The 19,526-nt window shown below is 59.4% G+C and carries 17 protein-coding genes; 12 read left to right on the top strand and 5 right to left on the bottom strand.

Annotation, left to right across the window (positions count from 1 at the left end):
* A partial coding sequence (locus tag ACVWZG_RS05855; protein WP_457405586.1) for an RNA-guided endonuclease InsQ/TnpB family protein occupies window positions 1–611 on the top strand: 611 nt, incomplete at its 5' end.
* Between the two features lie 506 nt (window positions 612–1,117).
* Entirely contained in the window at window positions 1,118–3,961 is a 2,844-nt protein-coding gene (gene ileS, locus ACVWZG_RS05860) for an isoleucine--tRNA ligase (protein ID WP_457405587.1), read from the top strand.
* 88 nt (window positions 3,962–4,049) lie between these two features.
* Here ileS and ACVWZG_RS05865 read toward each other — a convergent pair whose 3' ends face one another.
* Both ACVWZG_RS05865 and ACVWZG_RS05870 read right to left on the bottom strand, forming a co-directional pair.
* Window positions 4,050–5,432 (bottom strand): dihydroorotase, encoded by a 1,383-nt coding sequence (locus ACVWZG_RS05865; protein WP_457405589.1) that lies wholly within the window; start codon window positions 5,430–5,432, stop codon window positions 4,050–4,052.
* A 2-nt stretch (window positions 5,433–5,434) separates the two neighbouring features.
* On the bottom strand, window positions 5,435–6,835 hold the full coding sequence (locus ACVWZG_RS05870; protein ID WP_414373576.1) for a histidine phosphatase family protein: 1,401 nt from the start codon (window positions 6,833–6,835) through the stop codon (window positions 5,435–5,437).
* 368 nt (window positions 6,836–7,203) lie between these two features.
* Here ACVWZG_RS05870 and murQ point away from each other — a divergent pair, with 368 nt between their 5' ends.
* From murQ to ACVWZG_RS05895, 5 genes are all read left to right on the top strand, one after another.
* The gene (gene murQ / locus ACVWZG_RS05875) at window positions 7,204–8,133 is read left to right on the top strand and encodes an N-acetylmuramic acid 6-phosphate etherase (protein WP_457405590.1); all 930 of its coding nucleotides are present in this window, start codon (window positions 7,204–7,206) and stop codon (window positions 8,131–8,133) included.
* 21 nt (window positions 8,134–8,154) lie between these two features.
* Window positions 8,155–9,441 (top strand): recombinase family protein, encoded by a 1,287-nt coding sequence (locus ACVWZG_RS05880; protein WP_457405591.1) that lies wholly within the window; start codon window positions 8,155–8,157, stop codon window positions 9,439–9,441.
* Window positions 9,442–9,812: 371 nt separating this feature from the next.
* Window positions 9,813–10,649: a ferredoxin:protochlorophyllide reductase (ATP-dependent) iron-sulfur ATP-binding protein gene (bchL, locus tag ACVWZG_RS05885; RefSeq protein WP_041437180.1), complete on the top strand. Its 837-nt coding sequence runs from the start codon at window positions 9,813–9,815 to the stop codon at window positions 10,647–10,649.
* A 158-nt stretch (window positions 10,650–10,807) separates the two neighbouring features.
* Window positions 10,808–11,785 (top strand): protochlorophyllide reductase, encoded by a 978-nt coding sequence (locus tag ACVWZG_RS05890; RefSeq protein ID WP_457384748.1) that lies wholly within the window; start codon window positions 10,808–10,810, stop codon window positions 11,783–11,785.
* 41 nt (window positions 11,786–11,826) lie between these two features.
* Window positions 11,827–13,227 carry a ferredoxin:protochlorophyllide reductase (ATP-dependent) subunit N gene (locus tag ACVWZG_RS05895; protein ID WP_457405592.1) on the top strand — a complete coding sequence of 467 codons (1,401 nt, stop codon included), beginning with the start codon at window positions 11,827–11,829 and terminating at the stop codon, window positions 13,225–13,227.
* Here ACVWZG_RS05895 and ACVWZG_RS05900 read toward each other — a convergent pair.
* From ACVWZG_RS05900 to ACVWZG_RS05910, 3 genes are all read right to left on the bottom strand, one after another.
* Window positions 13,224–13,466: a hypothetical protein gene (locus ACVWZG_RS05900; RefSeq protein ID WP_414406701.1), complete on the bottom strand. Its 243-nt coding sequence runs from the start codon at window positions 13,464–13,466 to the stop codon at window positions 13,224–13,226. The two genes, ACVWZG_RS05895 and ACVWZG_RS05900, sit on opposite strands and share 4 nt — an antisense overlap.
* Before the next feature lie 38 nt (window positions 13,467–13,504).
* Entirely contained in the window at window positions 13,505–14,815 is a 1,311-nt protein-coding gene (gene hemL, locus ACVWZG_RS05905) for a glutamate-1-semialdehyde 2,1-aminomutase (protein WP_414399924.1), read from the bottom strand.
* Between the two features lie 78 nt (window positions 14,816–14,893).
* The gene (locus ACVWZG_RS05910) at window positions 14,894–15,169 is read right to left on the bottom strand and encodes a DUF4404 family protein (RefSeq protein ID WP_457405595.1); all 276 of its coding nucleotides are present in this window, start codon (window positions 15,167–15,169) and stop codon (window positions 14,894–14,896) included.
* A 201-nt stretch (window positions 15,170–15,370) separates the two neighbouring features.
* Between ACVWZG_RS05910 and ACVWZG_RS05915 the strand changes: the two genes are divergently transcribed.
* The 5 genes from ACVWZG_RS05915 (at window position 15,371) to ACVWZG_RS05935 (ending at window position 19,523) form a co-directional block, all read left to right on the top strand.
* Window positions 15,371–15,682 carry a hypothetical protein gene (locus tag ACVWZG_RS05915; RefSeq protein WP_457405597.1) on the top strand — a complete coding sequence of 104 codons (312 nt, stop codon included), beginning with the start codon at window positions 15,371–15,373 and terminating at the stop codon, window positions 15,680–15,682.
* A gap of 30 nt (window positions 15,683–15,712) precedes the next feature.
* On the top strand, window positions 15,713–16,459 hold the full coding sequence (locus ACVWZG_RS05920) for an SIMPL domain-containing protein (protein WP_457405599.1): 747 nt from the start codon (window positions 15,713–15,715) through the stop codon (window positions 16,457–16,459).
* Window positions 16,460–16,864: 405 nt separating this feature from the next.
* Window positions 16,865–18,043 carry a response regulator gene (locus ACVWZG_RS05925; RefSeq protein ID WP_457415297.1) on the top strand — a complete coding sequence of 393 codons (1,179 nt, stop codon included), beginning with the start codon at window positions 16,865–16,867 and terminating at the stop codon, window positions 18,041–18,043.
* Window positions 18,044–18,090: 47 nt separating this feature from the next.
* Window positions 18,091–18,594, top strand: a complete 504-nt coding sequence (locus ACVWZG_RS05930) for a hypothetical protein (RefSeq protein ID WP_457405605.1) — start codon at window positions 18,091–18,093, stop codon at window positions 18,592–18,594.
* 62 nt (window positions 18,595–18,656) lie between these two features.
* Entirely contained in the window at window positions 18,657–19,523 is an 867-nt protein-coding gene (locus ACVWZG_RS05935; protein ID WP_457405777.1) for a shikimate dehydrogenase, read from the top strand.
* Window positions 19,524–19,526 lie beyond the last annotated feature (3 nt).

The following is a 19,526-nucleotide window of genomic DNA, read 5'->3' on the forward strand; positions in this document are numbered from 1 at the left end:
AGCAGTTGAACAGAGTCCGAGACCACTACTCCCGGTTGAGGGCGGTACTCCAACGCAAAGCCAGTAAGGGCACACGCAGTTCGCGGCGCAGATGCCGTCAACTGCTGCAACGGCTGTCTGGCAAGGAGAGGCGCTTTCAAGCGTGGGTCAATCATCGCATCTCCAAAGCTATTGTCTCTAGGGCAAAAGCCACAAACAGCGCTATCGCCCTGGAAGACCTGACAGGGATCCGGAAAAGAGTCAATCAACAACCCCGCAGCAAAGCCGAGCGGCGCAGGACCAACAGTTGGGCGTTCTACCAACTACGTCAATTTCTGGAATACAAGGCAAGGGTTGCAGGGGTTTCTCTGGTTCTTGTGCCGCCTGCTTACACGTCGCAGACCTGTCACAAGTGTTTACACATCCATCCCGATCCTGCGCAATCCTACCGCAGTGGAAAGAAGTTTAAGTGTGGGCACTGTGGATGGGAAGGGGATGCGGATTTGAATGGTGCGAATGTGATTGCGCTCTTGGGGGCTGCCGTAAACCAGCCTAGAGGTTCGGGCCTGTTTTGTTCTCTGGTAGAGCAGAGCAGGCTCAGGGCTACTGAAAGCCCGCTCCGTACCGCTTAGCGGTCGGAGCCGGGTAGTTTACACGCCCGTCCATTCCAAGCCCCGCTACAGCTATCTGCAAAACTATCCGCTCTCTCCCACCCCCAAGGCAACAACAGGCGGTCAGGGAAAGAGCGGTCTAGCGGGCCTTCAACTGGAACCTGACTGCCGGGAGGAACTCCAAGCGAGCCAGAACGCGAAGACTCTTCAGCAGACTGAAGGATCTAAGTTCAGACCGTTAGAGAACAGCCCCGGCGCACAGCCGGCTGAACCCAACTTGACGACCCTTACAACTACTACTATCTGGCATCCGCAGGAACCTCCCTTACTAAACGACACCCTGAGACTAGCACAAATCTTTTCTTGTTTTCTCGATCAGGGAGTTCATGCGGTGGTTTGTTGGAGCCGTTTGAGAGCTCCAGGCGCTCTGGGTGACCGTGGGCTTCGGATCCCCTGTCCCACAAGAGGGGTGAGGGATGGACTGCTGAGGATAAGGCAACAGCGTAGGATAGAAGGACGCCCTCTAGTTGGCTCGAGTTGCCGTGGACTACAAAAGTACCCTCAACCTGCCCCAAACTCAGTTTCCCATGCGGGCAGAGGCCGCCAAGAGAGAACCCGCCATTCAAGCCTTTTGGCAGGAAGAGCAAATCTACCAGCGCCTTGCCGACCACAATCCTGGGGATCCCTTTGTCCTGCACGATGGACCGCCCTACGCCAATGGCGATATCCACATGGGCACCACCCTCAACAAGATCCTCAAGGATATCGTCAACAAGTACCACATCCTGCAGGGGCGCAAGGTGCGCTACGTGCCCGGCTGGGATTGCCACGGCCTGCCCATCGAACTGAAAGTGTTGCAAAGCCTCACCCCGCAGGAGCGGGAAAACCTCACCCCTCTGCAGCTGCGACAAAAAGCCAAGGAGTACGCCCTGCACTACGTTGATGTGCAGCGGGCCAGTTTTCAGCGCCTGGGGGTATGGGGATCCTGGGATCGGCCCTACCTGACGCTGTCGCCGGAGTACGAAGCCGCACAAATTGAGGTGTTTGGACAAATGGCCCTCAAGGGCTACATCTACCGCGGCCTCAAACCCGTCCACTGGAGCCCCAGCTCCCAGACGGCTCTGGCGGAAGCCGAGCTGGAGTACCCCGACAACCACATCTCCCCCAGCATCTACGTGGCCTTTCCCCTGCAGAGCCTCAGCCCGGCGGCGCAGCCGGTTTTGGAGCCTTTCATGCCGGGCCTGCGGGCAGCCATCTGGACCACCACCCCTTGGACGATCCCGGCCAACCTGGCTCTCTGCTTTAACCCCAAGCTCACCTATGCAGTGGTGGAGTCTCCCCGCTTCGGCCTGCTGTTGATCGCTGCCGATCTGCGGGAGCGGCTGGAGAAGGTTCTGGAGACGCCTCTGGAGATCAAGGCCACCCTGCCGGGATCCGCCCTGGAATACAGTCAAGGACGGCACCCCCTCTTTGACCGCGCCAGCCTCTGCGTGCTGGGGGACTATGTCACCACCGAGTCCGGCACCGGCATTGTGCACACAGCTCCGGGGCATGGGGAAGATGACTTTAAAACCGGCCAAAAGTACGGTCTGCCCATTCTCAGCCCTGTGGACGATCAGGGGAGATTTACCGCCGAGGCCGGATCCCAGTTCGTCGGGTTGGATGTGCTCTCCAAGAAGCCGGAGACCAGCGGCAATGCTGCTGTCATCCAGGCTCTGCAGGCTGCGGGGGCTTTGCTCAAGGAAGAGCCCTACAACCACAAATATCCCTACGACTGGCGCACGAAAGAGCCAACGATTTTCCGGGCCACCGAGCAGTGGTTTGCGTCTGTAGCTGGCTTCCGGGAGCTGGCCCTGCAGGCCATTAAAACCGTGAAATGGATCCCGGCCATCGGGGAGAACCGCATCACTGCTATGGTGTCGGAGCGCTCGGATTGGTGTATTTCCCGCCAGCGGGCTTGGGGCGTGCCCATCCCCGTCTTTTACGACGAAGAAACCGGCGAGGTTCTGCTCACCGCCGAGACCCTCGACCACATCAAGGCCATCTTCGCCCAAGAGGGATCCGACGCCTGGTGGAAGCGCCCGGTGGAGGAGTTGCTGCCGGAGAAGTACCGCCACAATGGCCGCACCTACCGCAAAGGGATGGACACCATGGATGTCTGGTTTGACTCCGGCTCTTCCTGGGCGGCAGTGGCCAAGGCGCAGGGGTTGGGCTACCCGGTGGATCTGTATTTGGAAGGCTCCGACCAACACCGAGGCTGGTTCCAATCCAGTTTGCTCACCTCCGTGGCCGTCAACGGCCATGCCCCCTACAAGGCGGTGCTCACCCATGGGTTTGTGCTGGACGAGAAGGGCCAGAAAATGAGCAAGTCCCTGGGGAATGTCATCGATCCGCTGGTGTTAATCAACGGCGGCAAAGATCCCCAGACGGATCCCGCCTATGGGGCAGATGTGCTGCGCCTATGGGTCTCCAGTGTGGACTACTCCGGGGATGTGCCGCTGGGTAAGACCATTCTTGGGCAAATGGCGGATGTATATCGCAAAATCCGCAACACAGCTCGCTTTTTGCTGAGCAACCTCTACGACTTCAATCCAACTCAGGATGCCGTTCCTTTTGCAGCCTTGACGGAGCTAGACCGCTACATTTTGCACCGCCTGCACGAGGTAGGATCCGAGATCGGCGAATCTTTTGCCAGCTATCAGTTCTACCGCTTTTTCCAGGCGATTCAGAACTTTTGTGTGGTGGATCTCTCCAACTTTTACCTGGATATTGGCAAGGATCGCCTCTACATCAGCCATGCCCAAAGTCTACGGCGGCGCCAATGTCAAACGGTGCTCTCCCTGTTGCTGGAGAACTTGGCCAAGGCCATCGCCCCCGTTCTCTCCCACCTGGCCGAAGAGATTTGGAGCCATCTGCCCTATCCCAAGCCCACCCGTTCGGTGTTTGAGGGGGGGTGGATGAAGCTGCCGGAGCACTGGCGGGATCCCCAGTTGGCGGCCATTTGGGAGCAGCTGCGAGAGGTGCGCCAAGAGGTGAACAAGGCTCTGGAGCAAGCCCGTACCGGTCGCGTTAGCGGGACGGAGTCCTTTAAGCCCATCGGCGCTTCCACCGAGGCCAAGGTAATCCTGAAGGTAGCGGATCCCAGCCTATACGCTCTTTTGCAGGAGCGGGCTGCCGAGTTGCGCTACTTGTTCATCACCTCACAGGTGGAACTGGAGAAAACCTCAGGTCAAGGCTTGCAGATCTCTGTTTTTCCGGCTGACGGCCAAAAGTGCGTGCGCTGCTGGAACTATTCCACCCGTGTGGGGGAATTTGCCGAGCATCCAGAGCTGTGTGAGCGTTGCGTAGCCGCTCTGGCCGGGGAGTTTTGAATTCGGGACCCCGTCCCGCTGGCGGGAAGGGATCCCCCTCTTTGAATTGGCTCTTTCTCCGGACAGGTCTTGTCGGCCTTCTTCGGGATCAAGGGGCAGAGCTGCGGGATGGGATCCCCTCGACATGGGTGTGCAACACCTTGCCGCACAGGGTTTTCTCCAGCCAGGGAGTCGCTGGCGATCGGGAGTGGAGGGTGGCCGCAGAAACCGTCCAAGGGTGGGTGGGATCAAACAGCACCCAGTCGCTGTGGGGGGTAAGGGTGGGCGGATCTAGGTTTAGGCAGCGGGCCGGGTACAGGCTAAGGGCAGACCACAGTTGCAGCGCTGTCAGGGATCCCGTTGCCACCAAATGTTGCCACAGCAGCGGCAGAGCCAGCTCCAGGCCCATCGCCCCCGGCGGGGCATCGGCAAAGGGCAGGGTTTTCTCTTCATGGGTGTAGGGGTGGTGATCCGTCGCGATCCCCAGGCTGCCGGAACGGATCCCGGCGATCAGAGCCTCCCGGTCGCCGGCGCTGGGAAGAGGGGGCAGGAGACGAAGGTGGGGATCGTAGCGATGCTCAAGGACGGCCTCTTCGGACAAGATCAGGTGCATCCAAGTGGCACTGGCGGTAACCGGCAGTCCTTCGGCTTGGGCCTGTTGGATCAGCTCCAGGCTGCGGGCTTGGCTCAGGCGCATAATATGCACAGGCGGAGGGGAAGGAACGCTCCTGATCACCTCCAAGAGACGGGCCAGAGCGGCAGTTTCGGCACTGGCAGGGATCCCTTTCAGCCCCAGGCGCAGCGCCCAGATCCCTTCGTAGAGGCTACCTTGCCCGGCCAAGGTGGGATCCCAGGCCCAGAGCAGCAGGGGTTTCTTCCCCGGCCGCAAATACTCCAGAGCCCGCCGCACCAAAGCCAGGGAGCGCAGCGGCTGAACTTCTGCAAAACCAACTGCTCCCGCTTGCGCCAGTTCTCCCCAGGGGGTTGGAGTTTCTCCCTGGCCACCCACGCTCAGGGCAGCCCAGGGCAGCCAGCGGGGATCCCCACGTTGGCGGGGGTAGCGGTTCAGGTGTTCCGGGTGATCCAGCACCGGAAATAGGCCGGTTCCAGGAAGGGGGGTGGGCAGAAGCCCCACCTGGGTAAAGCCTCCCGCCAAAGCCGCTGCAGCCAAAGAGGTCAGGGTTTCCCGACTGTGGGCCAGAAAGTGCTCCGCACCGCTTACGCGACCGCTGCCAACCATCTCGCCGCTGTGGGCATACAGATCCAGCAAACCCGGCCCCACCACCCAACCTGAGCCATTGATGGTGGGGATATCGGCAGGGATCCCTGCTGGCTCGGTGGCCCGCAGGCGACCCTCTTGCAACCACACATCGGTTACTTCATCCCGCTGGCGCAAGGGATCCAATAGGCGCACTCTCTGGAGACACACATCTGGTAAGGACTCCGTCCCGCTAACGCGACCGGTCAGCTTGCGGAGAGGAGAGGATCCCATCTTCACAAAGCTCCGGCAGTGGTGCAGTCCAGGATCTGGCCGGACAGATGGGTGGTGAGGTTCAACACCTTCAAAACCGGGGCACCCTCCTTGCCTTCTGGATAGTCGATCACCGTAATGGCGCCATTCCCCTGCTTGAAGATCCAAAAGGCTTGGGGGGAAAGGTCGAACAACTGACAGATGATCGCCTTGTTGATGGCATCGTGGGCAACAACAACCGCCGTGCCCTGAGGAAACTGGGCTGCGGTGATGGCCAAAAGCTCCTGCCAAGCGGAGCGAGTGCGCTCCCACACCTGGTGAAGGTTTTCCCCATTGGGCATTTGCACACTGGCGGGATCCCGTTGCCAGCGCTCCAGCTCGCCGGGGTATTCGGCTTCGACTTCGCTTTGCAGCTTGCCCTCCCAGTCCCCGTGGCAGATCTCCTGCAAGTCGGGCATTGGGCGCAAAATGAGGTTGCTGTGGTTGCTGCAGATGGCATCGGCTGTGGCCCAAGGGCGCTTCAGGGGGCTGGAGAAGGCCAGTTGCAGAGGTTGAGTGGCCAAAAATTCTGCCACCTTGGCTGCCTGTTCCTCCCCGGTGGCATTGAGGGGGATATCCCGCTGCCCCTGAAAACGGCGCTCTCGGTTCCATTGGGTTTCCCCATGCCGCACCAGCAAGATGCGCATCCCCTGCTTGCGCTTGGGCAGGGCTTGGCCGAGGTGAGCGGTGATGTTCAGAGATTCCAGTTGTGGTGGCCCCTGCAGGCCCTCGGGAAAATTGAGAACGCTGATGGCGCAGTTATCCTGCCCAAGGCGGTGATAGTGGTGTGGCCCCAGGCCGATGGCGGTGCTGACCAGGGCGCGATTGATGCCGCTGTGGCCCACGATGAGGATATTGAGGGGCTGCCTTGGGGAGGGATCCGCTCCATGGTTCCAGGGGCCCGAAGCCGATTGCAGATGGAAAGCCAGCATTTCCCAAAACCCCTGCGCCTGCTGCCAGAGATCCCGCACCGGAAAGCGGCCCTCTAGCTCCAGGGTGTCGGGATGGTGCCGCCACAGGTGGTAATCTTCGGGGTATTTCTCCTGCACCTCGGCAAAGGTCAGCCCTTCCCAGGCCGTCAGGTCGATCTCCCGCAGTTGATCGGTAACGTGCAGAGGGATCCCTTCTCGGTCTTTCAAAAGGATGCGAGCTGTCTCGAGGGCGCGAGACAGGGGGCTGCAATAGGCGCAATCCAACGGGATCCCGGCCAGGGCCTCGGCTACACGCTGCGCCTGCACTTCTCCAGTGGGGGTGAGCCGGGAGAGATCGGAGCGGCCTTGGATGCGATTTTCCAGGTTGAAGGTGCTCTCACCATGGCGCACGATCAAGATGCGCAGGGCAGGCTGGTCGCGGTAGCGGGACGGAGTCCTTGCCATCGCTTGCATGGACTTACTCATCGCAGTAGCGGGACGGAGTCCTTAGAACACCTTCTAGAGTACCGCCACTGGGCGGCGCTCGCCTTCGTCAATTCACCGGTTGGGCTGCCGACTGAGGCGTATTTGGGCTGGTCGCCGCTTGTGATGGGGGCATCTTTGGAGAATGGCCGCGCTGCGTTTCCGCTGGCAGAGGTTTTGGTTGAATGGACGTTGGCGAAGGGGGCCGGCTTGGTGCTCCTTGCCCTTGTTGTGGTGCTGTTGGCGCAGTTTTTCCCTCCACTGCTCCCTCAGGAGAGCCCCCTGCCACCGATAGAATCCGAGAAGACAAAGTGTAGGATCCCTGAAGGCGGATCCCTCTTGCCTGGACAAGCGCTGCCATGGTTTCTCCACAATTGGCTTGGGATCCCGGATCCCTGACCGAAAGCCCCAACCCGGCCACAGCCGAGATCGACCGTCTCAGCACCTGGGAACTGGTGAAACGGATCAACGCTGAGGATCGGCGGGTGCCGGAAGCGGTGGCTGCTCAAGCAGAGCCGATTGCCCAAGCCATCGATGCCATTGCCGAGCGGATGAGTCGCGGCGGGCGGCTGATCTATATCGGGGCAGGAACCTCAGGTCGGCTGGGGGTGCTGGATGCGGCTGAGTGCCCGCCCACTTTTGGCACTTCCCCCACCCAGGTAGTGGCTTTGATTGCCGGGGGGGAAAGGGCCCTGACCCAGGCGGTAGAAGGCGCAGAGGATGACGCGGAAGCGGCTGCCCGCGCTCTGGAGAGTCTCCACCTCCAAGCTCAAGATAGTGTGGTGGGAATTGCCGCCAGCGGTCGTACCCCCTATGTGCTGGGTGGGATCCAAGCCGCCAGAAGTATTGGGGCGCTCACGATTGGCCTGGCCTGCAATCACCCTTCTCCTCTAACCGAGCAGGTGGATATTGCTATTGCCCCTTTGGTGGGGCCGGAGGTAATCCTCGGATCCACCCGTATGAAAGCCGGCACAGCCCAAAAGCTGGTGTTGAACACGATCTCCACCGGGGTGATGATCCGCTTGGGCAAGACTTATGGCAACCTGATGGTGGATCTCCAGGCCAGCAATGCCAAGCTCAAGCAACGGGCGGAGCGAATAGTGGCTTTGGCCTGCGATCTGGATCCCACTACGGCTGCCCAATTGCTGCAGGCTTGTGATGGAGAGGTGAAAACCGCGATCCTTGTGGCCTTGATGGGGTGCTCTGCTCAGGAAGCTCGTCAGCACTTGCAACAGGCCCAGGGCAACATTCGCCAGGTGCTTGATTCCGTTCTGGCGCAGCGGCGGTGACAATAGTTGAATGGCTTGTCCATGAGCGTTTGCGGCTACCTCTACACGCCTTCCCATGCCCCTTTGCCGGAACAGGAGTTGGCCTGGCTCAAGTTGCGAGGGGCCGATCCCATCCTGCACGATTGGGGATCCCGAACCTATCTGGAGGAGCTGTTCCGGCGCATCACAGCCGGCTGGGTGCAGGAAGTGCTGCTCTTGCGCCTGTCGGATCTGGGGGATCGGGCGGATGAAATCCACGAGCGGCTGCTGCAAATCCAACACTCCGGGATCCGCCTCAGCTTGGTCACCGAATCCGGCCTGCAAACCCCCACCAAGGCTGCCGATTGGATCCCGCTGCTGGCCGAGATCCCCCATCAGTTGCAAAGCCGCCGCCTCTGCTGCAGCCAAGCCCAAAACCGCCTGGCGGGCAAACCCCCCCCTGGCCCTGCCCCCTTTGGCTACCGCCGCGAAGGGGAACGCTACGTGCTGGATCGCCGGCAGGCCAGCATCGTTCAGGATTTTTTCCAGCACTTTCTCCTCTACGGATCCCTGCGGCAGGCGGTGCGCTTCTTGGAGGAAAAACACCACAAGCGGATTTCTGTGGCCACCGGACGCAACTGGCTGCTCAACCCGGTATACCGCGGGGATCTGGCCTATGCCGACGGCACCACCCTGCGGGACACTCACCCGGCCCTTCTCAGCCGCACGGAAGCCGCCCAGATCGATCGCTGGCTCAAACGCAACCAAGGGATCCCGCGTCGCAGCGCCAGTGCTCCCCGCGCTTTGGCCGGCCTGGTTCATTGCTGCGCTTGTGGCAGCCTTCTGCGCATTGTGCAAACCACCCCTCGCAAGGGGAAAAAGAACGGATCCCCCTACCTCTATCTGCGCTGCCAAACCTGTCGCTACAGCCTCCCCTACACCGAAGTCCTGCAGGAGGTGATCCGGCAGGTGTGCGAACAACTGCCCCAACGCGCCCAGACGCTGGATCGACAAGCCCTCACCCAAGTCCGCCAAGAGCTGCAAGCCCAAATCCAGGCCAACGCCGAGCGGCTGCGGCAATTGGAAGAGCTGCAGCAATCTGGACTAATGGACGAGGCCTCCCTGGCCCAGCGTCGCTACCAGTTGCGAGCAGAGACGGCCCGCTTGGCCCAAAAGCTGGAGCAACTCCCCCCCGCCAACCTCACCCAGACCATCCAAACCCTCTCCATCCCGCCCTTCTGGCAAGACCTCAGCGAGACCGAACGGCGTGCCTACCTGCGGGAATTCCTGCGCCGTATCGAGGTGGATTCTGCAGGAGCGGTGCGAGTTACTTTTGCCTTCGATCCCTGAGAGCGAAGGGTTCTCCCCACCTTCCCCGGAGAATTGAGATCATTCTTGATTCTTTCTCGACTCAGCCCTGCCTCAGCGCCAAGCCAAGAGGACGGGATCAGCGCCATGGCATAGCTGAATCCTTCCCGATTTGGGTGAATTGTCATCTAGAATTGTTTTCTTTTGATCACTGATGAAAGTATATCTAAAACTAAAATCGGGAAAAACATCAAAAATCGACTTGAGAAGCCCTGGGAACTTTCTTAGAACCATTTGCAAGATCTGGGAACTTCTAGCTTTTTGAGGGATCCACCTTTATCCTTCGCAACAGTTCTCAGGGAGCGGGTTGGCTGCCGATAATGTCCCTTGTCTGCCCCATGGAGGAACGCGCTGTGAAATTGGCGGTTTACGGAAAAGGTGGGATCGGCAAATCCACCACCAGTTGCAACATCTCGGTGGCCTTGGCCAGGCGGGGCAAAAAGGTCTTGCAGATTGGCTGTGATCCCAAGCACGACAGCACCTTCACCCTGACCGGCTTTCTCATCCCCACCATCATCGACACCCTGGAAGCCAAGGGCTATCACCACGAAGACATCTACCCAGAAGATGTGATCTACCGCGGCTACGGCGGCGTGGACTGCGTGGAAGCGGGTGGGCCCCCGGCAGGGGCCGGCTGTGGCGGCTATGTGGTGGGGGAAACCGTCAAACTCCTGAAGGAGCTGAACGCCTTCGATGAGTACGATGTCATCCTCTTCGATGTGCTGGGGGATGTGGTGTGCGGCGGTTTTGCGGCTCCCCTCAACTACGCCGACTACTGCCTGATCGTAACCGACAACGGCTTTGATGCCCTGTTTGCCGCCAATCGGATTGCTGCCTCGGTGCGAGAAAAGGCCAAAACCCGCAAGCTGCGGTTGGCCGGGCTGATCGGCAATCGCACCAGTAAGCGGGATCTGATTGACAAATACGTCTCGGCAGTTCCCATGCCGGTTATCGAGGTGCTTCCCCTCATTGAAGATATTCGCGTCTCGCGGGTCAAGGGCAAAACCCTCTTCGAGATGGCGGAAACCGATCCCAGCCTGGAGCCTGTCTGCCAGTACTACCTGAACATCGCCGATGAGCTGCTGGCCCGCCCGGAAGGGATCGTGCCCCAACCTGCCGAAGATCGGGAGCTGTTTGCTTTGCTCTCCGACTTTTACAACACTCCAGCCCGTCAACTGGCCCTGGTGTGACGGATCCCCTGCCAGCGGGGGCAGTGTGTCCAAAAATGAAGCCACTGTTTCGGAAGACTGTCGCAAACCTTATCAATTTGTTGTCCGATCCGCTTTCCCCCCCAAGATGGATCCTGTAGGGATCTCGCTTTGGGAAGGAAATGGCACAGGAGTTGGATATGCAAGGACAAGAGCAACCCACCGTCGTGATTACCGGAGCTTCCTCGGGTGTTGGCCTATACTCAGCTTTGGCCTTGGCCAAGCGCGGCTGGCACGTGGTGATGGCCTGTCGGGATCTGGACAAAGCCTACCGGGTGGCCCAACAAGTGGGGATCCCCCAGGGCAGCTATACCCTGATGCAGATCGATCTGGCCAGCTTGGCCAGCGTGCGGCGGTTTGTCGAGCAGTTCCGCAACTGGGGCCGTTCCTTGGACGCCTTGGTCTGCAATGCCGCCATCTACATGCCCCTGCTCAAGCAGCCCCTGCGCAGCCCGGAAGGATATGAGCTGACCATGGCCACCAACCATCTGGGGCATTTCTTGCTCTGCCACTTGATGCTGGAGGATCTGAAACGCTCCACCTATCCAGATCGGCGGCTGGTGATCTTGGGCACGGTTACCCACAATCCCAAAGAGCTGGGGGGTAAGATTCCACCCCAACCCCACCTGGGGGATCTGCGGGGGTTTGCCCAGGGCTTCAAGGATCCCATCAGCATGGCCGATGGCGGCAAATTCGATCCGGTGAAAGCCTACAAAGACAGCAAAGTCTGCAATATCCTCACCATGCGCGAGCTGCACCGCCGCTTCCACGAGAGCACAGGCATCACGTTCCTCTCTCTCTATCCGGGGTGTGTAGCCACCACGGCTCTGTTCCGCCATCACTATCCCCTGTTTCAAAAACTTTTCCCCTGGTTTCAAAAAAACATCACGGGCGGATTTGTTTCTCAGGAATTGGCCGGAGAGCGGGTGGCCCAAGTGGTGGCCGATCCCGAGTTTCGTCGGTCGGGGTTCTACTGGAGCTGGGGCAACCGGCAACGCAAGAATGCCAAGCCCTTTAACCAAGAAGTCTCTGACGAGGCGGCGGACGATGCCAAGGCCAAACTGCTTTGGGATCTCAGCGAAAAATTGGTGGGTGTGCCCCAGTTGGCGGCCCTTTAGCCCGAAATGTTCCCCTCTTTATATGTTGTTAGGAGACGAGCATGAATGCTGCTTTGGATAGTGCCAACGCCCTTAACTTCCAGTGCGAAACCGGCAACTACCATACCTTTTGCCCGATTAGCTGTGTAGCCTGGCTTTATCAAAAAATTGAAGACAGCTTCTTTTTGGTCATCGGCACCAAAACCTGTGGCTACTTTCTGCAAAACGCCATGGGGGTGATGATCTTTGCCGAGCCCCGCTATGCCATGGCCGAGCTGGAAGAGGGGGATATTAGCGCCAAGCTCAACGACTATGAGGAGCTGAAGCGGCTGTGCCTGCAAATTCAACGAGATCGCAATCCCAGCGTGATTGTCTGGATCGGCACCTGCACCACCGAGATCATCAAAATGGATCTGGAGGGCCTAGCCCAGAAGCTGGAGGGGGAGATTGGGATCCCGATTGTGGTGGCCCGGGCCAATGGCCTCGACTACGCCTTTACCCAAGGGGAAGATACGGTTTTGGCCTCGATGGCTCAACGCTGCCCAGAGCAGGTGCGGGCAGAGGAGCAGGAAACCCGCGGGGGTCTCCAGGCGCTTTTTTACGGGCTCCGCTCTGGAACAAAGAAAGAGGAGGAAGGCTTCCACAAGCATCCTCCCTTGGTGATCTTCGGCTCGGTGCCCGATCCGGTGGTTACCCAACTCACCCTGGAGCTGAAAAAACACGGGATCCGCGTCTCCGGCTGGTTGCCGGCCAAACGCTATGGAGAGCTGCCGGCCATCGAGCCGGGCACCTATGTGGTGGGGGTGAATCCTTTCCTCAGCCGCACAGCCACCACGCTGGTACGCCGCAAAAAGGCTAAGCTCATCACCGCTCCTTTTCCCATCGGGCCGGATGGCACCCGCGCCTGGATAGAAGCCATTGCCCGCGAATTGGGGATCCCAACTCAAGGCTTGGCAGAGCGGGAAGCGGAAGTGTGGAACCATCCCCAGGTTCGGGATTATCGGGAGCTGCTGCGGGGCAAGAGCGTTTTCTTCATGGGCGATAACCTGCTGGAGATCTCGCTGGCCCGTTTCCTGGTGCGCTGTGGCATGACGGTGCAGGAAATTGGGATCCCTTACATGGACAAACGCTACCAAGCGGCTGAGCTGGCCCTCTTGGAGCGCACCTGCGAAGAGATGGGAGTGCCCAAGCCCACCATCGTAGAAAAGCCGGATAACTACAACCAAATCCAGCGCATCAAGGCCCTGCAGCCGGATCTGGTGATCACAGGTATGGCCCACGCCAACCCCCTAGAGGCACGGGGGATAACCACCAAGTGGTCGGTGGAGTTCACCTTCGCCCAGATCCACGGCTTCGGCAACACCCAGGCTCTGCTGGAGCTGGTGACCCGACCGCTGCGGCGCAATGCTGCCCTCAAAGGCTTGGGTTGGGAACGGTTGGTGCGGGAAGAAGCCCCTGTCTAATTCTCCGGCTCTTCGTTGTCGAACAGTAGGCCGTCCAGGTGATCCGGCAGTTGCTGCCGGTCGATCCAGACCATGCCCGCCAGAATAGCTTCGGCCTCGTTTTGAAAGTAGCCGTAGGCTTTGGTGCCAATCTCCGACTCGCAAGAGCCATCTTGCTGGAGCAGCCGGCAGCGAAAGATAAACCCCTTCTCTGTAGCTTGGGTGGTGATGCTCCAGTTGCGATGGATATGCTCGGCCATAGCAGGGATCCCGGCTCGAAAGAGGGTGAATTGCAGACTCAGAGGGTGCTCAACACCTCTCGCGCGGCGGCTAGAGTTTTCTCCACATCGGCCTCTGTGTGGGCCAGGGAGGTGAAGCCGGCCTCAAATTGCGAGGGCGCCAGATAGACTCCCCGCTCCAACATGCCGCGATGGAAGCGGGCAAATTTCTGCAGATCGGAAGTCTTGGCCTCTTCGTAGTTGCGCACCGGGCCGGCAGTAAAAAAGAAGCCAAACATGCCGGGCAGATAGCCCCCGCACATCTCATGCCCCGTTTCCCGCGCGATCTGCAATAGCCCCGTCGCCAACTTCTCGGTAATCCGCTCCAGATACTCGTAGGTGCCCGGGCGGCGCAAAATGTCCAGTGTCTGGATCCCTGCTGTCATGGCCAGGGGGTTGCCGGAAAGAGTCCCTGCCTGATACATCGGCCCCGCTGGAGCCACCATCTCCATAATTTCTCGCCGACCGCCATAGGCCCCCACCGGCAGGCCGCCGCCGATGACCTTGCCCAGGGTCGTTAAATCGGGGATGACCCCAAACTTGGCCTGTACACCGCCATAGCTGATGCGAAAGCCGGTCATCACCTCGTCAAATACCAGCAGGGCCCCGTACTTTTGGGTGAGATCTCGCAAGCCTTCCAAGAAGCCCGGCTGGGGGGGAATAAAGCCGGCATTGCCCACCACCGGCTCTAGGATGACTCCGGCAATGGAGTCAGGGTGCTGTTCAAACAGGGCCTTGACTGCCTCCAGGTCGTTGTAGGGAGCCGTCAGCGTAGCGCTGGTAGCTGCCTTGGGCACCCCCGGCGAGTCTGGCAAGCCCAGCGTGGCCACCCCCGAACCGGCCTTCACCAAGAACATGTCCGCATGGCCGTGGTAGCAGCCCTCAAACTTGATCACCTTTTCCCGACCGGTATAGGCCCGCATCAGGCGCAGCACCGCCATGCAAGCTTCGGTGCCGGAATTGACAAAGCGCACCATCTCCACACTGGGCACCGCCTCAATGACCCGCTCCGCCAGCTCATTTTCCAGAACGCAAGGGGCGCCGAAGCTGGTGCCTTTCTCCAAAGCTCGGCGCAGAGCCTCAATGACCTCGGGGTGAGCGTGGCCGACAATGGCAGGCCCCCAACTGCCGATATAGTCGATGTATTGGTTGCCGTCCACATCCCAGGCGTAGGCCCCTGAGACGCGGTCGAACACGACGGGATCCCCGCCCACCGACTTGAAGGCGCGCACCGGAGAACTCACTCCCCCCGGCATGAGGCTTTGTGCCCGGGCAAAAATCTGTTTGGAGCGGGCGGTGTTAAACGAAGTGGAGTGGAGAGTGCTGGTCATAGAGCAGGAGCTTTCAACGCATTACCAAGGCTAGCAAGCAAGGGAGCTTTCTGGTGAGCCCTTTTACGGACCCTGAACCTACAAACCCATTCCTGCCAGCGTGTCGATCACCTGCTCCAGGATCAGGGTAAGGTTGGGATGCGAGGTCTCGAACAGGCCCAGCGCCTCTCCGATGCGATCCCTGGGGCCTTGGCTCGGTTTGCTCTCGGTCGGGGATCCCAGATCGGCCAGCACCGCCTCCACTTCCTGGCGAATGGCGGCAATGTGCTGTCGCTGCTTTTCATCCAGGCCAGGGGTTTTTTGCAGCTCAACATCCAGATCGCGCAGCAGTTGTCGCAGTTTCGATTCGGCCATTCTTAAAGAGACCTTAACAAATTGAGAACAAATTAAGTTTTGACCACCCTGCCTCGATCATACGGCCTGATGGGTTGAAGCAGGGATCCCTCTACCTAGGGTCTAAGAGCGGGTAAGCGGCGAAGGTTAACTTTTGCAGCCGGGGATCCCAGCATTGGAGCAACTCACATAGGATGGGCAGTAGCCTTGCTGTCTACCCCCATGTCTGAGCTGGCATTGACCCTAGTATGGGTAGCGGTTGCTGTTGCCCTTTTCATGGGAATTTTTGTCTGGGAACAAAGACGCAGCCAAGAGCTGCTGCAGCGGTGGGCGGCAAAGCATGGCTACTCCATTTTGAGCCAGGAGGCACGGTACTGGCGGCTGGGGCCTTTTTCCGGGAGCACTTCCAAGTATCAACGGGTGTTCCACGTGCGGATACGGGATCCGTGGGGGCAAGAACGCACCGGCTGGGTGAGGTTAGGGAACTGGTGGCTGGGGCTTTTGTCGGATCAGGCTGAGGAGCGGTGGGAGTAGGCTGGGATTGAACCATGGAAAGGGAAAGCGATGAACGGGATCAAGGGGTGGAAAAAGCTGAAGGGGGTGGCGTGGCTGGGCCTGGTACTGGCGGTGGCACTGTTGGGTTGGAACATAATCGCCGGAGGTGGAGCGATGGCCAGTCCTGGTGAGGGATCCCGAATGTTGACGGTTACAGGACAGGGATCGGTCTCCGTAGAGAACTCCATTGCCCTCATTCGCTTGGGGGTGGTGATCCAGGGGGAGACGGCGCAATCGGTACAACAACAGGTGGCAGAACGCTCAGAGCGGCTGGTCAATCGCCTCAAGGAGCTGCAAGTAGGCGCTCTACAAACCACCGGCATTTCCCTCTACCCGCAATACGACTATCGGGATGGCCAACCTCGCCTAACGGGTGTACAGGGGCAAAACAGTCTGCAATTCGAGGTGCCTGTGGCCAGAGCTGGGCAAGTGCTGGACGAAGCTGTGGCCGCCGGAGCCACCCAGGTGGAATCGGTCAGTTTCCGGGCCGATGAAGCCACCCTGTTGGAGGCGCGCAGCCGCGCCCTAACCCAAGCCGTGCAAGATGCCCAACGTCAAGCCCAGGATGTGCTGGGGGCCTTGAACCTGAGCATCCGTTCCGTCGAGCGCATCCAGATTCAGAGCGATGGCTACATGATCCCGCCGCCGATCCCCTTTGCCCGCGCCGACTATGCCCGTCTAGAAACAGCATCCACACCGGTGGAGGGGGGACAGCAAACCGTGCGCGCCCAAGTCACCCTCGAGCTCCGTTACTGAGCCTCTGCTTTGCTGCCTCGAATAATTCACAAATGTTCACCACATAGATTTCAGCTCTCCCGCCAAAGGGCTTCTGGTCAGAGCAAGCCTTGGGCAGCAACAGACAGCGGCTCTGGACGAGCGAAGTCTCAGTGATTCAAGAGTGATTCAATCCATCTAACCAACTCGGCAAAGTTGAAGCGGCTGCTGTTTGCTACCGCATTAGAATAACGATGGAAAGTTGCGGGTAGTTTGCTTTCCCGGATTTTCTCGCCATCCTGCCTCAGTTTGTCTATGGATCCCAGACCGGAGAGCGCTAGTGCAGCTCCTGCGCCTGAGAAGGCGAAACTCGTCTCTGGCAGAAGTCAAGACGGCAGTCTGCAAGCCCGTGTACTGATTGTGGATGATAGCTACATGGTGGCAGAGATGCTGTCCAACTTTTTGGGCAAGCAGGGCTGCAGTATTTCTTATGCTTTGGATGGCCTCTCCGCGCTGGAGCAAATTCGCCGCCAACCCCCAGATCTGATCATTGCCGATTGGGTCATGCCCTCCCTGAACGGCCTAGACCTGTGCCGTCAACTGCGGCAACTGCCGGAATATGCTTGGGTGTACTACATCATTATGACTGCCCGCGAGGGCAACGATAGCATGGAGCGGGCTTTGGAGGCAGGCGCCGATGAGTTTCTTTCCAAACCCTTTCAGGCTGCAGAGCTGCTGACGCGGGTGCGGGCAGGGCTGCGCATTGTAGAAAGTCGCCGCCAGCAATATCTGCTCAAAACTGGGCAAAAATCTCCTCCCTCTCCCCCCAAGTCGATTGGTTTGGAGGTGGGTAACCGTCAGGATTTGGTGGCTCGTTTGCCGCTGCGGGTGGCCCAGGCCCGTGCCCAATCGGAACCCCTCAGCTTGTTTGTGCTGCGCTTGGCCAACCTCGGTTCTCTGGCACAAGGGCTGGATGCTGACGGTCGGGCTGATCTGCTCAAACTGTTTAGGGAGCGTTTGGCCAATAACCTGCGCGATGGAGACGACCTGTTTTGCTACGACGAGGGGCAGTTTATCATTCTGCTCTCCGGGAGCACCTTGGCTGCTGCGCAAATTGCTGCCGAACGCTGCTGTCAGCGGATGATTCAGGATCCCTTTGTGGTGAATGGACGGGCGCTGCCGGTACAGCTCCAGTTTGGAGCGGCCAGCCTCATGGACAGCGATGACCCCAAGGGGGTGGCTCTGTTGCGTCGGGCTGCCCAGGCTATGCGAGATAGCAGGAATGTGCACAGCTCGGTGGTGACTGCTCCCCATCCCATCCCAGTTTCCGACCGCGTCAGCGGAACGGAGTCCTCAGAGCTGCTGAAACGCCTGCAGCGTCTGGAAAAAGAAAACGCCGAACTGCGCCGAGAGCTGGAGACTCGCCTCAGGCAGATTGAGGATCTCCGCCAACACCATCAAGAGCTGAGTCGAAAGATGCAGGCTCCTGCACTGGAGTCAACCACAGCGGGATCCCTGGCCCATAGACCCTTCCGCTTGCGGCGGCGAAAACTCCGGCAGCTTTGTCTGAAGCGTCAACTGAGCCGTAGAAGACCGCGCCTGGCCTTGGGGCGGCTGAGCAGGTAGTGATGGGCTGAGCGAACGGGAGAGACGGAAGGGAGGTGCAAAAGGCTATGATGGGCATTCTTCAGGGTCAAGTGGCCGGATCTGGGATCTGGAGACCAGCAGGAAGATGGTTCCTAAACAACATTGAGCTCATCTTGACGGCGGTAGGAATAGGGGTGATTCTGCTAAGTGGTTTTGTGGCCAGCCGCAGCGCTTTTTCGCTAGAAACGGCAACGGCGGTCAGCGCCACTTTGGTAGGGGTCGTCCACGGGATCCTCTTTTGGCTGTTGCGACGGCGACAAAGATGGGTAAGGCAGGAGGCAATCCGACAGATTCGGGAAATGCTGGAAGATTTGGGCAAAAACCGCCTGCAAACCATCAAGATGAGCTTGTACATGGTGCAGGCGCGTCAACCGGAACAGGAAGAGCGAACCCGAAAAAGCTTTGACCGCGTTTATCAGATCCTGGCGGAGATGAGCACCTTGATCGACCACATTTCGGAAGAATCGTTGGCCGACTGGCGCCATCGCTACCGGCAGACTCTGCAGCGGGTTGAGTCGGAGTCTCAGTAGTTTTTAAATCGTCTTTAAATCTTGAGTGGCTTAAGGGATCCCTTGAGGAGTTGGCTGAGCCGGTGGACGGTCGGATTTCGGGAAGCACCCAATTGCTTGGTCTGGTTGGGGATCCGGTGGCCCACAGCTTATCCCCAGCCATGCACAATGCTGCTTTGGCGGCTATGGGGGAAAACTATTGCTATGTGCCGTTTCCGGTGGCTCCAAAACACTTGGCGGCGGCGGTGGCAGGGCTGGCGGCCATTGGGGTGCGGGGGTTTAATGTGACGATTCCTCACAAACAGGCCATTCTCCCTTTGCTCGATCAGATTGAATCGCGGGCAGCAGCGGTGGGGGCGGTGAATACGGTTTACCCCTTGCCAGAGGGCGGGTGGGCGGGCACCAATACCGATATCGATGGCTTTGTGCAGCCTTTGCTGGGTCTGGAAAAAGGGATCCCCACCCTCATTCTGGGATCCGGGGGGGCAGCGCGGGCGGCCATCCAAGGCTGTTTGGAGTTGGGGCTGGGGCCGGTGCGGGTGGCGGGGCGATCCCCCAACTCATTGCTGGCCTTGCGACAGACTTGGCCGCAGGTGGAGACGGTGAACTGGGCGGAGTTGGATTGCTATCTACCTCAGACGCGGCTTTTGGTCAACACCACCCCTGTGGGTATGCACAAGCCGGGATCCCCCGCCGGTCAAGGGCTTTCCCCCCTGAGCCGAGAGCAACTGTGCCTGCTGTCTCCAGGTGCCATCGTCTACGACCTGATCTATGTGCCGGATCCCACTCCTCTGCTGCGGATGGCCGCCGAGTTGGGACATACCCCCATCAGTGGACTAGAGATGCTGGTTCACCAGGGGGCCAAGGCTCTATCGCTTTGGCTGGGAGGCAAGCCTGTGCCAGTAGAGGTGATGCGGCAGGCAGCTCAACACCAGTTGGCCCAGGTTTAGGGT

This window comes from Thermostichus sp. OS-CIW-33 (genome assembly GCF_054059615.1).

Coding starts and splice junctions, on each gene's coding strand:
- ACVWZG_RS05865 (WP_457405589.1), bottom strand. CDS start 5,432: ATGGGATCCTCTCCTCTCCGCAAGCTGACCGGTCGCGTTAGCGGGACG.
- ACVWZG_RS05870 (WP_414373576.1), bottom strand. CDS start 6,835: ATGCAAGCGATGGCAAGGACTCCGTCCCGCTACCGCGACCAGCCTGCC.
- murQ (WP_457405590.1), top strand. CDS start 7,204: ATGGTTTCTCCACAATTGGCTTGGGATCCCGGATCCCTGACCGAAAGC.
- ACVWZG_RS05880 (WP_457405591.1), top strand. CDS start 8,155: ATGAGCGTTTGCGGCTACCTCTACACGCCTTCCCATGCCCCTTTGCCG.
- ACVWZG_RS05890 (WP_457384748.1), top strand. CDS start 10,808: ATGCAAGGACAAGAGCAACCCACCGTCGTGATTACCGGAGCTTCCTCG.
- ACVWZG_RS05895 (WP_457405592.1), top strand. CDS start 11,827: ATGAATGCTGCTTTGGATAGTGCCAACGCCCTTAACTTCCAGTGCGAA.
- ACVWZG_RS05900 (WP_414406701.1), bottom strand. CDS start 13,466: ATGGCCGAGCATATCCATCGCAACTGGAGCATCACCACCCAAGCTACA.
- hemL (WP_414399924.1), bottom strand. CDS start 14,815: ATGACCAGCACTCTCCACTCCACTTCGTTTAACACCGCCCGCTCCAAA.
- ACVWZG_RS05910 (WP_457405595.1), bottom strand. CDS start 15,169: ATGGCCGAATCGAAACTGCGACAACTGCTGCGCGATCTGGATGTTGAG.
- ACVWZG_RS05915 (WP_457405597.1), top strand. CDS start 15,371: ATGTCTGAGCTGGCATTGACCCTAGTATGGGTAGCGGTTGCTGTTGCC.
- ACVWZG_RS05920 (WP_457405599.1), top strand. CDS start 15,713: ATGAACGGGATCAAGGGGTGGAAAAAGCTGAAGGGGGTGGCGTGGCTG.
- ACVWZG_RS05925 (WP_457415297.1), top strand. CDS start 16,865: ATGCTGTCCAACTTTTTGGGCAAGCAGGGCTGCAGTATTTCTTATGCT.
- ACVWZG_RS05930 (WP_457405605.1), top strand. CDS start 18,091: ATGATGGGCATTCTTCAGGGTCAAGTGGCCGGATCTGGGATCTGGAGA.